Raw genomic sequence first — 14,280 nt, 5'->3', positions numbered from 1 at the left:
GACGTCGTGGAGGACCGAACCCACTTAGGTTGAAAACTGAGGGGATGAGTTGTGGGTAGGGGTGAAAGGCCAATCAAACTCCGTGATAGCTGGTTCTCCCCGAAATGCATTTAGGTGCAGCGTCGCGTGTTTCTCACCGGAGGTAGAGCTACTGGATGGTCTAGGGGGCCCACAAGCTTACCGAAATCAGCCAAACTCCGAATGCCGGTGAGTGAGAGCGCGGCAGTGAGACTGCGGGCGATAAGGTTCGTAGTCGAGAGGGAAACAGCCCAGATCGCCAGCTAAGGTCCCTAAGCGTGTACTAAGTGGAAAAGGATGTGGGGTCGCGAAGACAACCAGGAGGTTGGCTTAGAAGCAGCCACCCTTGAAAGAGTGCGTAATAGCTCACTGGTCAAGTGATCCTGCGCCGACAATGTAGCGGGGCTCAAGTACACCACCGAAGCTGCGGCATTCACGCAATAGCCCCCCTTCACTCTGCGGAGTGTTGGGCAGGTGTGTGGATGGGTAGGGGAGCGTCGTGTGGCCATGGAAGCGGCAGGGTGACCTAGCCGTGGAGGCCACACGAGTGAGAATGCAGGCATGAGTAGCGAAAGACGAGTGAGAAACTCGTCCGCCGAATGACCAAGGGTTCCTGGGCCAGGTTAATCCGCCCAGGGTGAGTCGGGACCTAAGACGAGGCCGACAGGCGTAGCCGATGGACAACGGGTTGATATTCCCGTACCCGTGTGAACGCGCCCATGGTGAATCAGTGATACTAACCATCCTGAAGCCACGAGAAGACCTTCGGGTCTCGAGTTGGTGGATGCATGGGACCTGATCTGGTAGTAGCCAAGCGATGGGGTGACGCAGGAAGGTAGCTGAGCCAGTCAGTGGTAATACTGGTGTAAGCGTGTAGGGCGTGACCTAGGCAAATCCGGGTCGCACATAGCCTGAGACGTGATGCGTAGCCGATTGAGGCGAATTCAGTGATCCTATGCTGCCGAGAAAAGCCTCTAGCGAGCTTTCACACGGCCCGTACCCCAAACCGACACAGGTGGTCAGGTAGAGAATACTAAGGCGATCGAGATAACTATGGTTAAGGAACTCGGCAAAATGCCCCCGTAACTTCGGGAGAAGGGGGGCCCTGTCTGGTGACGACATTTACTGTCTGAGCTGGGTGGGGCCGCAGAGACCAGTGAGAAGCGACTGTTTACTAAAAACACAGGTCCGTGCGAAGTCGTAAGACGATGTATACGGACTGACGCCTGCCCGGTGCTGGAAGGTTAAGAGGACCGGTTAGTTCCTTCGGGAGCGAAGCTGAGAATTTAAGCCCCAGTAAACGGCGGTGGTAACTATAACCATCCTAAGGTAGCGAAATTCCTTGTCGGGTAAGTTCCGACCTGCACGAATGGCGTAACGACTTCTCAGCTGTCTCAACCGTAGACTCGGCGAAATTGCATTACGAGTAAAGATGCTCGTTACGCGCGGCAGGACGAAAAGACCCCGGGACCTTCACTACAGCTTGGTATTGGTGTTCGGTTCGGTTTGTGTAGGATAGGTGGGAGACTGTGAAACGGTGACGCCAGTTATCGTGGAGTCGTTGTTGAAATACCACTCTGATCGAATTGGACCTCTAACCTCGGACCATGATCTGGTTCAGGGACAGTGCCTGGTGGGTAGTTTAACTGGGGCGGTTGCCTCCCAAAATGTAACGGAGGCGCCCAAAGGTTCCCTCAGCCTGGTTGGCAATCAGGTGTCGAGTGCAAGTGCACAAGGGAGCTTGACTGTGAGACTGACAGGTCGAGCAGGGACGAAAGTCGGGACTAGTGATCCGGCACCGGCAAGTGGAAGCGGTGTCGCTCAACGGATAAAAGGTACCCCGGGGATAACAGGCTGATCTTCCCCAAGAGTCCATATCGACGGGATGGTTTGGCACCTCGATGTCGGCTCGTCGCATCCTGGGGCTGGAGTAGGTCCCAAGGGTTGGGCTGTTCGCCCATTAAAGCGGCACGCGAGCTGGGTTTAGAACGTCGTGAGACAGTTCGGTCTCTATCCGCCGCGCGCGTTAGAAACTTGAGGAAGGCTGTCCCTAGTACGAGAGGACCGGGACGGACGAACCTCTGGTGTGCCAGTTGTTCCGCCAGGAGCACCGCTGGTTAGCTACGTTCGGAAGGGATAACCGCTGAAAGCATCTAAGCGGGAAGCCTGTTCCAAGATGAGGTTTCTCACCCCCTCGAGGGGGTAAGGCCCCCGGCAGACCACCGGGTTGATAGGCCAGAACTGGAAGTGCAGTAATGCATGCAGGTGACTGGTACTAATAGGCCGAGGACTTACCACAAAGAAGCTACGCGTCCACTGTGCGGTATCTGAAACAACACACAGATACTGATGAGAAACCCTGTTTTCTCCATCCCCCAACACCAGAAACTGGTGTTGACGGGTGGTGAAACCAGGTGATCAGAAGAAGGTTACTGTGACAGTTTCATAGAGTTACGGCGGTCATAGCGAAGGGGAAACGCCCGGTCCCATTCCGAACCCGGAAGCTAAGCCCTTCAGCGCCGATGGTACTGCACTCGACAGGGTGTGGGAGAGTAGGACACCGCCGAACACACATTAGAGAAGCCCCCCAACCAGTACTGGTTGGGGGGCTTTCTCGTACCCAAAACACCCCCGACTTCGAGCGAACAGCACTGTCGTCGCCCCAGATCGACCCAACGCACCGTTCACACCATCACGAGCAGAAGAGCACGGCCGGCTCGCGGACCCTGTTCGGGACCGAGTGAACGACACGCTCACCCTCTTAGGCGAGGGGAACGGTACGTTCACACCATCAGGGCAGGAATTGGGCGAGGAAGATGCCGCCGCCGACGCACGTAGCGACTTGTTAGCCAAGGTATAGATTGTGAACCGTCTCATAAGTCCGAAGTACTCTCCGATTTTGTGCCTTCGTCCCTAGCACTTTGGCCTAGGCTGAGTCTCATGGTGGGGTTGAGCAGCTCGAGGGTGTCGCATTTGCGACTCGTTCCGACGGAACCTGAAGAACTGCAAAGGTTTGTACTAGAAGCTGGCGGAGGGCGTGGGGGCATTCAGATTGCGCGATCGTTGCGTTCGAAGAGGCGCGCGGTACCGGCGCAATACGCGATACGTATCAGTGTCGACAATGTTTCCACTCAGATCTGGCGACGAATCCTCGTCGCGTCGGATCTGAATCTGGATGACCTGCATTCGGTGGTTCAACGGGCAATGGGGTGGAGTGACCGTCAATCGCACGCGTGGTCCAAGTCCGGCAGCCGATTTCCCGGCGAGGTCGAAGAGTACGTAGCTTCCGGGAGCAACGCCGAGCAGCGTCGGGCCGGCCGAGCGGCGATCGTAGAGTCCGCGGTACGCCTGGACGAGGTCATGGTCTCGCCTGGCGATGAAATCAGTTATCGCTACGGACGCTTCGGGAACTGGCGCCACACGCTGACACTTGAATCTTCCGAAGTACTGCCCGAAGGGTTCCAAGTTGTGTGTGCCGCGGGTCGCGGTGCTTGTCCGCCGGAGGAATGTGTCGGACCTGACGAGTACGAGCAACTCCTCGGTGTTCTCGCTTCGGAGAAGCTGCGCTCCCACGAATGGACCCTCGAATGGCCACAAACTGATTTCGAGCCGACACGATTCGAGATCGCTGAGGTCAATAATCGACTGCATAGTCCTAGACCGGACGAGATCGCTGCGTCGTACGACATTGCAAAGCTCGTCGAATGCCTGGGACCCTCGCGAGTCCCGGAACTGCACGCGGTCCTCGCCCGAGCAGGCATTGACGATCAGTCGGCAATCGGGGAGTTGGTCCACGTCGAGGCGGGCCAACGCATTCAAGCGGTTCTGGCTCTGATCGGTGTCGAAGGGATCGGTGCCGATGATTTCTTCACGACGGTCGACGCGATGCTCGACGAACCTGAACTGGGACCTGTAAACCTTCCACAAGGGCGATCACTCTTCGCAGTGCTCAAGAAGTTCGGCCTGGTGCGAAAGCACAAAGGGCAGATTGTTCTGACGAAGCGGGGACAGTTGGCAGAGCGGGACGCGTCAATGACGTGGTCGGTGATCGTCGAGGGAGTTCCGGTTGCGCCCGGCGGCTCGCAGAGAGCGGTGGAACTCCTTGTCCTCCTTGCTGTAGCCGCCGGCATGTCGCCGGCGGATCGTCATCGTTTCGTCGCGGGAGCGCTGGAGCCGATTCGGTCGTCGAGCATCCTGATGGCTGGGGCTCAGACTCCCAGACGTGACACGTCAGGGAGCACCGTAGAGGTGCTCGGATTGATCGGCGCTACGGGGTACGAGCTGGGGAAGTTCGGCAGCAAAGCGGACTCGCCCTGGGCTGTTCACCTCGCGAGGGCGATCCTGCGGCGTTAACTCGCGCGTCGACGCAGACAACCGAAACGGGGTTCGATCCGGCAATGCCGAATCGAACCCCGTTTCGTGTACCGATAGAGATCAGATGTTCACGCCGTAGTCGCGGGCGATTCCGGCGAGTCCGGATGCGTATCCCTGTCCGACTGCACGGAACTTCCATTCGCCATTGTGGCGGTAGAGCTCACCGAAAAGCATGGCTGTCTCGGTGGATGCATCTTCGGAGAGGTCGTAGCGTGCCAGTTCGGAGCCGTTCGACAGATCTACGACGCGGATGTAGGCGTTGGTGACCTGTCCGAAGGACTGGAGTCGCGCATCGGCGTCGTGAATCGAGACGGGGAAGAAGATGTTGGTGACGTTGGGCGGTACAGCCGGGAGGTCGACGTTGATGACCTCGTCGTCGCCGTCACCTTCACCGGTGAGGTTGTCGCCGGTGTGCTCGATGGATCCGTCGGGCGAGCGAAGGTTGTTGTAGAAGACGAAGTGAAGGTCGGAAAGGACCTTGCGTTCCGGGCCGGTGACCAACGCGCTGGCGTCGAGGTCGAAGTCGGCACCACTGGTGCTGCGTGCATCCCAGCCGAGACCGACTGCGACCTTGGTCAGATTGGGTGCGGCCTTCGACAGAGATACGTTGCCGCCCTTGGCAAGTGTGACGCCCATTCAGGTTCCTCTCGTTCGAACGAAGTGGATTTCTTCGTTCGGGAGTTCTGTGTTGTCCGTTCGCGACTCACATTACCGTGAGCGGGTAGGTGCGGTTCGACCGAATAGGCACCTCACTCGAACAGCGCGCGAAGATCGTCGGCGTCGAGTCCGGTGCCCAGTGTGCCTTCGGCGTCCATGACATTCGAGAACAATGCCGACTTCTTGGCTTTGAGTGCCATGACCTTCTCTTCGATGGTGTCTTTGGCAATGAGGCGGTAGACCATGACGTTTCGTGTCTGCCCGATGCGGTGAGTACGGTCGACCGCTTGTGCCTCGGCGGCCGGGTTCCACCAGGGGTCGAGAATGAAGCAGTAGTCGGCCTCGGTGAGATTGAGGCCGAAGCCACCAGCCTTGAGGCTGATCAGGAAGACGGGGACTGCACCAGACTTGAACTCCTCCAACACTTCACCGCGATTGCGCGTCGAACCGTCGAGATAGCTGTACGCAATTTTTTCCGCGTCGAGTCGGTTGCGGACAGAACCAAGGAACCCGGTGAATTGGCTGAAGATCAACGCGCGGTGTCCGCCCGCAACGACGTCGTCCAGTTGCTCGACGAGAGCGTCGACCTTGGCCGATGGGACGGGTCCGCTTTCCTCGTCGACCAGCGAGACGTCGAGACTGAGTTGGCGTAGCAGCGTCAGCGACTGCAGGATCGTGAAGCGGTTCTTGTCGACGTCGTCGAGCAGTCCGAGAATCTTCTGCCGTTCGCGTTGCAGGTGGGTGTCGTAGATCGCGCGATGGCTCGGATGCAACTCGATCTCGAGTACCTGCTCCTGCTTGGGCGGCAAGTCTGCGGCCACCTGTTCCTTGGTGCGCCGCACCATCAGCGGTTTGACGCGTCGTCGCAGTTGCGCCAATCGTTCTGTATCACGGTCTTTTTCGATGGGAGTGCGGTAGACGTCGGTGAAGGTGGTGGGGCTGGGAAACAGTCCTGGTGCAGTGATTGCGAGGAGCGACCACAACTCCAGAAGATTGTTTTCCATGGGTGTACCGGTGATCGCGAGTTTGAACGGTGCGTTCACCGCCCTCGCGCACTGGTGGACCTTGGACTTGTGGTTCTTGGCGAATTGGGCTTCGTCGAGTACCAGTCCGGACCAGCGGCCGGCGGAATACGCATCGGTGTCGAGGCGAAAGAGAGCGTACGACGTCACGACGATGTCCGCCCCGCCGACGAGTGCGGCCAGATCGGTTTTTCTGCGGCGCAGCGTGTCCGTGATGACAGCGGTGTGGAGGGTCGGTGCGAACTTCGCCACTTCGGACTTCCAGTTGGATACGACGCTGGTGGGTGCGACGATCAGAAAGGGAGGCGCGGCTGGATTCGATTGCCTTGCAGCGCAGATCATTGCGAGGGTCTGCAGTGTCTTGCCCAGGCCCATGTCGTCGGCGAGTATGCCGCCCAGGCTGTGCTGGCGCAGGAAATTGAGCCAACGGAATCCGTCGACCTGATAGGGACGTAGCGTTGCCGTCAACGTGTCCGGGACTTCGACCGGATCGATGCCCGAACTGCCGAGCAATCCTGCGATCTGCTTCTTCCATGCTGCTGCTTGATGTTCGACTCTTCCGAGCGCCGTCAATTCTTCCCACAGTCCGGCCTGAAATTTGCTGATCCCGAGTTTGCCGGTAGGCCGATCGAGTAGCGACCGCGCTTCGGTGATGAGACGGTGCAGACCGAGTAGTTCAGGTGCGTCGAGCCGAAAGAAGGCGCCGTCCGGTAGCAGTATGTGAGTCTCGCCCTTGCTCAGAGCAGAGAACAGTGTTGTGAACGGAACGCTTTGTCCCGCAACATCGACGGTGACATCGAGGTCGAACCAGTCGGATCCGCTGTCCCCGTCGGGGGCTGATGTGCTGAGGCCGATCACGACAGCATCGTCTGCAGGCCGGTAGTCGGCAGGGGTTCCTGCAACCTTGAGGTCGATGGCGTCGTGCGCTTCGAGTTGGGGCAGGAGGTCGAGTGTGAACTGCATGGAATCGAGGCCGGTCAAAGTTCCCGCGAGAGTGGCCTTCGCCGCGGCCGCACCGAGGCTCTTGGCAATGGCATCTTCGGCAACGTGGTTGCGGATCTCGGACTCGTCGGTGGTTGTGTCTGCGGTAGAAATGATCAGTTCGTCGGCATCGACGGTGTACTTCCATGCCGATTCGATGTCGATGCGGTGGTTGTCCGCGTAAGTGGCCATCAGTTGTAGCCGAGGACCGGACACAGTCGGTGGGTTGTAAGCACCGTCGGAAGATATGACGGGAGCGAGGTTTCCGAGTTTGAACACGAACCGCGACGTGAATGCATCCCGATGCTCGGCGGGTATGTCGACTGACTTTCCGGAGTCGATCAACTGCCTCAATTGGTGAGTTATCGGCGTGTGCAGTGGTGCGAGAGTGATCGCGTTGGCGGCGTCGAGCGCGAAGACGCCATGTGCCGGCGTGCCGACCAGTCCCCAGTCGGAATGAGTCACGATGTGCCCATCGGTCTGAATTCGGGGAGTGAGACGGAGGTTGTTGTCTTCCGCTCCGTGGACGTCGAGGCAGATGCTGGCATCGTCGAGTAGGGAGATGTTGCCGAGGCCGGCCTTCGAGTGAACGAGTGAAACGCCGACGCTGATGGCCTCACGAAGAAGCGACCAGAGTTGCGGGCTCGCGAACCCGGCAAGATCGATTTCCGCGGCATTTTGATTTCGGTAGTAGTTGCCGGCGCTGTGGAGGAGATGTATGTCGCGTAGAACCCGGAGGTGATCTGCGGGGAACTGAAAAGTGCTTCCGAGCTTGTTCCAGGCGAGCCCGCCGGAGATCCACCCTCTCGCTCCTGGTTGTACGGGTTTGATGATGAGCCTTGTCGATGCGCCCTTGGTTCGGGTGGTGAATTGAATGCCAAGTCCACGTGTAGTACGGCCGGCCGGGTCTGGTCGGAGCAACTCCTCGAGCGCGCGGTCCCATCCGAGTTGTCGTGGCGTCGTGTTCGCCTCGGCCACCGCTGCGAGTACCAACGCGACCACGTGTTTGCAGTTCATCCGCACGGGACACGTGCAGATGCCACGCGTGAATGTGGCAGCACCGGCCACGCTGTGACTTATCGAGATTGTGCAGGTGTACGGCTCCCGCGCGGTCCCCGCCACGGCCCCGGTCAAGGTATCCGGGGTGCCGTTCCAACTGATGGACACGACCGCATTCTGCCGCAGGTAGGTAAGTCCGCGGTCGTAGGTTGTCGTGCCGACGACAGCGCGAACTCGGTCGAGGTCGAGGGCCTTGACTGAGTCCTGTTGCACGGGGCCAGCGTAGTAGCGGCGTCCGACAGATCTTGTCGTGGTCGTTTGTCCAAGAAAGTCCGAACTGCACGGTATGTTCACGGAAACATCTTTGACTGGTTTGGGAGTTTCATGAGGACTGAGCGGCGTGCGTGGATCCGATCTGCGCGCACAGGTGCGGTGTGTTTGGCCGTCTGTGCACTTTCTTTGCAGTTGGGCGGACTGTCGACGGCAGCGCCGAGTTCCGGGAGCTCGGGAAGCTCGGGAAGTCTGGGCAGCGTCGAGGGCAGCGTGAGTTCGGGGTCGACGATCCCAGGACCGCTTCAGGAGGATCCGGGCCCCAAGCCGGAGCTGCGCGACGACATCGTCGTCCCGGCCATCGTCGGCGAGAAGGTGACCGCACCGCAGGCTGTCAGGCTGACGGTGGCGTCGCCTGCACTTCGACGCGAGGTCGGCGTCGAGATCTTGCTACCCGCGGACAATTCGGTTCCGCGCCCGGCGCTGTACATGCTCGAGGGCGTCGACGCCGGAGAGAAGAGCAGCGGATGGATGACGATCGGCGGCGCCCCGGCGTTCTTCGCCGACAAGAACGTCAACGTCGTGATGCTTAATGGCGGAATCGCGAGCCTGTACTCGGACTGGGAGAATCCGGATCCGCGGCTGGGACTGCACAAGTGGGAAACCTTCATCACCGAGGAGTTGCCACCGCTGATCGACGCGCGACTCGAGACCAACGGAATCAACGCGATTGCCGGCAATTCCATGGGCGCGATGGGTGCAATGATGCTCGCCCAACGCTTTCCGGACATGTATCGCGGCGTTGCCGTGTTCAGCGGCTGTTATTCCACGATGGATCCGCTCGGCCGAACTGCCGTCCAGGCCACGATTTCTTCTCGAAGCGGAGATCCGGCCAACATCTGGGGTGTGCCAGGGGGCCCGGAGTGGGAGGCACACGATTCGTTGATCAATGCAGAGAAGTTGCGTGGCAAGGAAATCTACGTGTCGACGGCCAATGGTCGTCCCGGATCCGACGAGACTCTGCAGACTCCGGAACTACTCGAGCGTCTGGTGATCGGCGGCGGCATCGAGGTTGCTGCGCACGCCTGCACCAAGATGTTCGACGCGCGGTTGCAGGAGCTGAAGATTCCGGCGCAGGTGGATTACGAGCCGAACGGCACGCACGCGTGGGCGTATTGGCGTGAACGACTGCCGAAGGCGTGGCCGACTCTGTCCCGGGCATTGGGCGTCTGACGGTTCGACAACAGTGCTCGGGTTGTGGATGCACCACAACCCGAGCGTTGGATCACTCGCAGGCGATGCCGTCGTTGTCGCGGTCGAGATGCGGGGCGTATCCGTTCTGGCCCCGGTACAACGGAGCTGCGCCGGCATTACGAACGGCTGTGCAGTTCTGGTAGTACCGCGCTGGTGCGGGAGTGTTCTGCGGCGCCGGCTGGTTCTGGGGCGTTTGCGGAGCGGGCGGCGCCGGCGGTGCGAAGACCGGGGGAAGGAACGGCTGGACTGCGTCGGCAGAGCCAGTCGGAATCATGCGTGCGATCTCGATCGGTAGGAAATCGAAAACCGTGGATGCCTGAGCGGCGGGTGCGGCAACCAGAGTGATTGCGGCGCAACCTGCGACGCTGAATGCCAGACGGCGGAGCTTCATGTGACCTCGTGTTCAACTGGGCAGCCCTTCCACTTCTGAGGGCTGTGCCGGCTGAGCATACTGGTCATAACGACCAAATGGTTTATTTCGGTAAGGGTGAAATCTGGGGTGAAAAGCAGCGTCCCCGCACCGTATTGCTCAGGTGCGAGGACGCTGCTGTAGTCATCGAGGGTTACGCGTCGACAAGTTCCTCGGCGAAGGGGTCACCGTTGCGGGGAGCGTCGAAGCGCTCCTTGTCGAGGATTCCCTCACGCTTTGCGACGATGACCGGGACCAGTGCCTGGCCAGTGACGTTGACTGCGGTGCGGCCCATGTCGACGATCGGTTCGACTGCGAGGAGCAGTCCGACGCCGGCCAAGGGAAGACCCAGGGTGGAGAGTGTGAGTGTGAGCATGACTGTCGCACCCGTAGTTCCGGCCGTTGCTGCCGAGCCGATGACCGAAACGACGACGATCAGCAGGTAATCGGTGAAGGTCAGCGGAACGTCGTAGAAGCCGGCGACGAAGATTGCCGCGATCGCGGGATAGATTGCGGCGCAACCGTCCATCTTCGTGGTGGCACCGAGCGGAACGGCGAACGAGGCGTACTCACGCGGAACACCGAGGTTGCGTTCGGTGACGCGTTCGGTCAGCGGCAGGGTGCCGATCGACGAGCGCGAGACGAACCCGAGTTGAGTTGCGGGCCAGACACCGGAGAAGAAGCTTCGAACCGAGAGACCGTGTGCGGCAATCAGGATGGGGTAGACCACGAAGAAGACAATGGCCAGACCGATGTAGATGGCGGCGGTGAAGACGCCCAGCGAGCCGATTGCATCCCAGCCGTAGGTGGCGACAGCGTTGGCGATCAGCGCAGCGGTGCCGATCGGGGCGAGTCGGATGATCCACCACAGGACCTTCTGAACGATCGCGAGAAGCGATGCGTTGAACTCGAGGAACGGAGCAGCCTTGGGACCGATCTTGAGTGCAGCAATGCCGATTGCGCCGGCGATGACGAGCAGTTGCAGGACGTTGAAGCTCAGCGATGTAGTCGCCACGCCTTCGGCGACGGAAGTCTTTGCACCCAACCCCAGGAAGTTGTTCGGAACCAGTCCGGTGATGAACGCCCACCACGAGCCGGAACTCTTGGGTTCCTTCGCGGCTTCGGCGGCGACGTCGGTCCGTGAACCGGGATCGGTGATCAGGCCGACGATGATGCCGATGATCACAGCGATGAAAGCGGTGATCGCGAACCAGAGCAAGGTCTGCACAGCCAGACGAGCGGCGTTGGCGACCTGGCGCAGATTGGCGATGGAGCTGACAATGGCGGTGAACACCAGCGGGATCACCGCAACGGTGAGCAGCTTGACGTAACTCGAACCGATGGTCTGCACGGTGCCGACCAACCAGTTGACATTGCCGTCGGCCGCATCAGGCATTGCCCGGGCGACGAGACCGATGATGACACCGAGTACGAGACCGGCGACGATCTGCGGTCCGAATGCCGTCGCCCAGGACGGAAAACGGGACGTGGACTTTTCCGGCACGCCGGTGGAGGTGGAGCTGGGCATGACTATGCCTTTCGAAAATCAAGGGAGCGAAACGCAGCGCGGCACCAGAGGCCGGGCAGATTCGAAGAAATGTTTCCTGGTACGCGTCAGGTCAGAGCGAGCGCGTACACATTGCGCTCGCCTGCAGGCGAAGGTCGACGTAACGCCGACTGGTCAGGAACAACACTGTCCACACACTACTCGCAGCTTCAACTACTCGATCCCGAGGGTCGCCGCGGGAGTTCGCTTCGTGTTCGTCGGGTGTGCCCCGATCAGTCACTGTTGGTCGGTTGACTAGTCTCGACGATCAGTAGGTGCCGCACCGGCGCCTACGCGTCGGCAAGCGGAAGCGAGAGACCGATGAGCGTTCGGAATGCCGAGTACCCGCGTCCGAAGCATTTCCTGGTGCACCTCAGTGACACGCATCTGGTGGCTCAGGGGGAGTTGTACGACGCCGTGGATGCGTCGACGAGATTGCGGGAAGTGCTCAGCGGGATCGTGGCCTCGGGCGCACGCCCGGATGCACTGATATTCACCGGCGACCTGACCGACCAGGGACACCCCGACGCATACGCGGAATTGAAAGCCATCGTGGAACCCGTGGCGGCCGAGATCGATGCGCAGGTCGTCTGGGCGATGGGCAACCACGACGACCGCCCTACGTTCAGATCTCTGCTGTTGGGCGAGGACGCCACCGATGATCCCGTCGACAACGTCTACGACCTTGACGGACTGCGGGTGATCACCCTGGATTCGTCGGTTCCCGGTCACCACTACGGTGAGATCTCGGATCGTCAATTGGATTGGCTACGAGCAGAATTGGCGGTGCCGGCGCCCGACGGAACAATTCTGGCGCTGCATCATCCGCCGGTTCCGTGCATTCAGGATCTCGCGGTTCTGGTGGAGTTGCGCGATCAGTCCCGGTTGGCGGACGTCTTGCGTGGCAGCGACGTCCGAGCGATTCTTGCTGGGCATCTGCACTATTCGACGACGGCGACGTTCGCCGGCATTCCGGTTTCCGTGGCGTCGTCGACGTGTTACACCCAGGACTTGAACGTGGAAGTCGGTGGTCAGCGTGGTCGTGACGGTGCTCAGGGGTGCAATCTGGTGCACGTGTACGACGAGACAATTGTTCATTCGGTCGTTCCACTCGGTGCGCACGTGACGGTCGGTGAGCCCGTCGATGCGGCCGAGGGTGCCCGGAGACTCAGTGCTGCCGGCATTCGAATCCTCGAGAGCGAAAAGGCGGCACGCTCGATCATCTGAGGTGGCAGGCGGTTTCCGGCACCCACGCGCAGTTCCGGGTGATTGCCGGGCGGTCGCGTACTCACTACCGTCGAGGTAGGTGCAGAGCTCCAGCAACAAGGACCGGCTAGCTGGACGGCAACCCTTCATGCCGATGGGGTGCCCCGGAATCACACCTGGCGATACGCGCGGTGCGTGTCGCAAGCGGCAGTCGCCACGAGAACCGTCAGTCGGGTGCTGACGGTTTCTGCGGTCGGCACTGTGCGCTCCCGAGTAGTTCTCGAACAGGAGTATGCGCCGATGACCTCGACCCCTTCTTCTCATCTTGCTCCGCTGCATCTCGCCGTAGCGCTGGACGGTGCCGGTTGGCACCCAGCGGCCTGGCGAGAGCCGCACTCGCGCCCGAGTGAGCTGTTCAGCGCGTCGTACTGGACTGACGTGGTGACGACCGCCGAGCGTGGTCTGCTCGATTTCGTCACCATCGAGGACAGTCTCTCGGTGCCGGCCAACCCACTCGAGCCTGTCGACGACGCGGTTGACCGGGTGCGCGCTCGGCTCGACGCACATCTCGTGGCCGCCCGACTGGCACCGATCACGAGCAACATCGGCTTGATCCCGACCATCACCACCATTCACACCGAACCGTTCCACGTGTCTAAAGCCGTTGCCACGCTGGACTACACCTCGCGCGGTCGCGCCGGATGGCAGGTGAAGGTGTCGGCGTCGGAATCCGAGGCAGCACAGTTCGGGCGTCGCGACATCCCAGCGCTCACCGATGCCGACCGTCAGTTGATCGTTTCAGGCGTCCTCCCGGACTTCGTGCGCGCGCTGTTCGACGAAGCTGCGGAGGCAGCCGACGTCGTCCGGAGACTCTGGGACAGTTGGGAGGACGACGCCGAGATCCGTGATGTGGAGCAGCGCCGATTCATCGACCGGGACAAGCTGCACTACATCGACTTCGAGGGAAAGTACCTCTCGGTCCGTGGACCGTCGGTGACTCCGCGCCCGCCGCAGGGGCATCCCGTCGTCACCGCATTGGCTCATCAGCGGGTCGCGTACGAGCTGGCGGCGCGGACGGCCGATCTGGTGTTCGTGACGCCGTTCGACGACGAGCAGGTCACGGCAATCCTGGGTGAAGTGCGAGCAGCCGAAGAACACGTGCAGCGCACCGGCGAACCGCTTCGGGTCTTCACCGACATCGTCGTCTTCTTCGATACGCCGGAAGAAACCGGAAAGGAACGGCTCGCTCGCCTCGACGCGCAGGCCGGCGCCGAATACCGTTCGGACGCACTGACCTTCACCGGCTCTGCTGCGGAGTTGGCGGATCTTGTTCTCCGGTGGCAGCAGTTGGGAATCGACGGCTTCCGTTTGCGGCCGGGCGTTGTCGTGGACGACGTCGACGCCATCGCAGGTGAGCTGGTGCCTGAATTGCAGCGACGCAACGTATTCCGCACCGAATATCCGCAGGCGAATCTTCGCGGACTCCTTGGTCTACCCATCGACGTTCCCAACCGCTACGCCGCCGGTACTCCGGCCGCCTGACA

The 14,280-nt window shown here is 60.6% G+C and carries 8 protein-coding genes, 2 rRNA genes and 1 riboswitch (1 of these 11 cut by a window edge); of the genes, 6 read left to right on the top strand and 4 right to left on the bottom strand.

Annotation, left to right across the window (positions count from 1 at the left end; translation table 11 throughout):
- The 3 genes from ACBG85_RS19320 to ACBG85_RS19310 all read left to right on the top strand — a co-directional run.
- A 23S ribosomal RNA gene (locus ACBG85_RS19320) occupies positions 1 to 2,317 on the top strand; it begins 818 nt to the left of the window's first position.
- A gap of 153 nt (positions 2,318 to 2,470) precedes the next feature.
- A 5S ribosomal RNA gene (rrf, locus tag ACBG85_RS19315) occupies positions 2,471 to 2,587 on the top strand.
- Positions 2,588 to 3,081: 494 nt separating this feature from the next.
- Positions 3,082 to 4,371 carry a plasmid pRiA4b ORF-3 family protein gene (locus tag ACBG85_RS19310; protein ID WP_372024426.1) on the top strand — a complete coding sequence of 430 codons (1,290 nt, stop codon included), beginning with the start codon at positions 3,082 to 3,084 and terminating at the stop codon, positions 4,369 to 4,371.
- A gap of 81 nt (positions 4,372 to 4,452) precedes the next feature.
- Here the strand turns inward: ACBG85_RS19310 and ACBG85_RS19305 are convergent, their stop codons facing one another.
- Positions 4,453 to 5,028, bottom strand: coding sequence for a TerD family protein (locus ACBG85_RS19305; RefSeq protein ID WP_003940660.1), 576 nt, complete (start codon positions 5,026 to 5,028; stop codon positions 4,453 to 4,455).
- A 113-nt stretch (positions 5,029 to 5,141) separates the two neighbouring features.
- Positions 5,142 to 8,324 (bottom strand): SNF2-related protein, encoded by a 3,183-nt coding sequence (locus ACBG85_RS19300; RefSeq protein ID WP_372024423.1) that lies wholly within the window; start codon positions 8,322 to 8,324, stop codon positions 5,142 to 5,144.
- A 111-nt stretch (positions 8,325 to 8,435) separates the two neighbouring features.
- Between ACBG85_RS19300 and ACBG85_RS19295 the strand changes: the two genes are divergently transcribed.
- Entirely contained in the window at positions 8,436 to 9,554 is a 1,119-nt protein-coding gene (locus ACBG85_RS19295) for an alpha/beta hydrolase family protein (protein ID WP_125051585.1), read from the top strand.
- 52 nt (positions 9,555 to 9,606) lie between these two features.
- On the opposite strand, the gene ACBG85_RS19290 is transcribed toward ACBG85_RS19295, so the two are convergent.
- Both ACBG85_RS19290 and ACBG85_RS19285 read right to left on the bottom strand, forming a co-directional pair.
- Entirely contained in the window at positions 9,607 to 9,966 is a 360-nt protein-coding gene (locus ACBG85_RS19290) for an excalibur calcium-binding domain-containing protein (protein WP_372024421.1), read from the bottom strand.
- Between the two features lie 172 nt (positions 9,967 to 10,138).
- Complete coding sequence (locus ACBG85_RS19285; protein WP_003940669.1) at positions 10,139 to 11,512, bottom strand: dicarboxylate/amino acid:cation symporter; 1,374 nt, start codon at positions 11,510 to 11,512, stop codon at positions 10,139 to 10,141.
- A gap of 339 nt (positions 11,513 to 11,851) precedes the next feature.
- Here ACBG85_RS19285 and ACBG85_RS19280 point away from each other — a divergent pair, with 339 nt between their 5' ends.
- Both ACBG85_RS19280 and ACBG85_RS19275 read left to right on the top strand, forming a co-directional pair.
- Positions 11,852 to 12,757 (top strand): phosphodiesterase, encoded by a 906-nt coding sequence (locus tag ACBG85_RS19280; RefSeq protein ID WP_204856379.1) that lies wholly within the window; start codon positions 11,852 to 11,854, stop codon positions 12,755 to 12,757.
- A 78-nt stretch (positions 12,758 to 12,835) separates the two neighbouring features.
- Positions 12,836 to 12,949, top strand: a riboswitch (SAM riboswitch).
- On the top strand, positions 12,932 to 14,278 hold the full coding sequence (locus ACBG85_RS19275; protein ID WP_372024418.1) for an LLM class flavin-dependent oxidoreductase: 1,347 nt from the start codon (positions 12,932 to 12,934) through the stop codon (positions 14,276 to 14,278). It overlaps the preceding riboswitch by 18 nt.
- Positions 14,279 to 14,280: the final 2 nt, after the last annotated feature.

Source organism: Rhodococcus sp. NyZ502, from assembly GCF_041464245.1.
Classification (GTDB): domain Bacteria; phylum Actinomycetota; class Actinomycetes; order Mycobacteriales; family Mycobacteriaceae; genus Rhodococcus_F; species Rhodococcus_F qingshengii.
The sequence above is the reverse complement of the archived record's forward strand: the minus strand, read 5'-3'. Positions and strand labels throughout refer to the sequence as shown.

Coding starts and splice junctions, on each gene's coding strand:
- ACBG85_RS19295 (WP_125051585.1), top strand. CDS start 8,436: ATGAGGACTGAGCGGCGTGCGTGGATCCGATCTGCGCGCACAGGTGCG.
- ACBG85_RS19290 (WP_372024421.1), bottom strand. CDS start 9,966: ATGAAGCTCCGCCGTCTGGCATTCAGCGTCGCAGGTTGCGCCGCAATC.
- ACBG85_RS19285 (WP_003940669.1), bottom strand. CDS start 11,512: ATGCCCAGCTCCACCTCCACCGGCGTGCCGGAAAAGTCCACGTCCCGT.
- ACBG85_RS19280 (WP_204856379.1), top strand. CDS start 11,852: ATGAGCGTTCGGAATGCCGAGTACCCGCGTCCGAAGCATTTCCTGGTG.
- ACBG85_RS19305 (WP_003940660.1), bottom strand. CDS start 5,028: ATGGGCGTCACACTTGCCAAGGGCGGCAACGTATCTCTGTCGAAGGCC.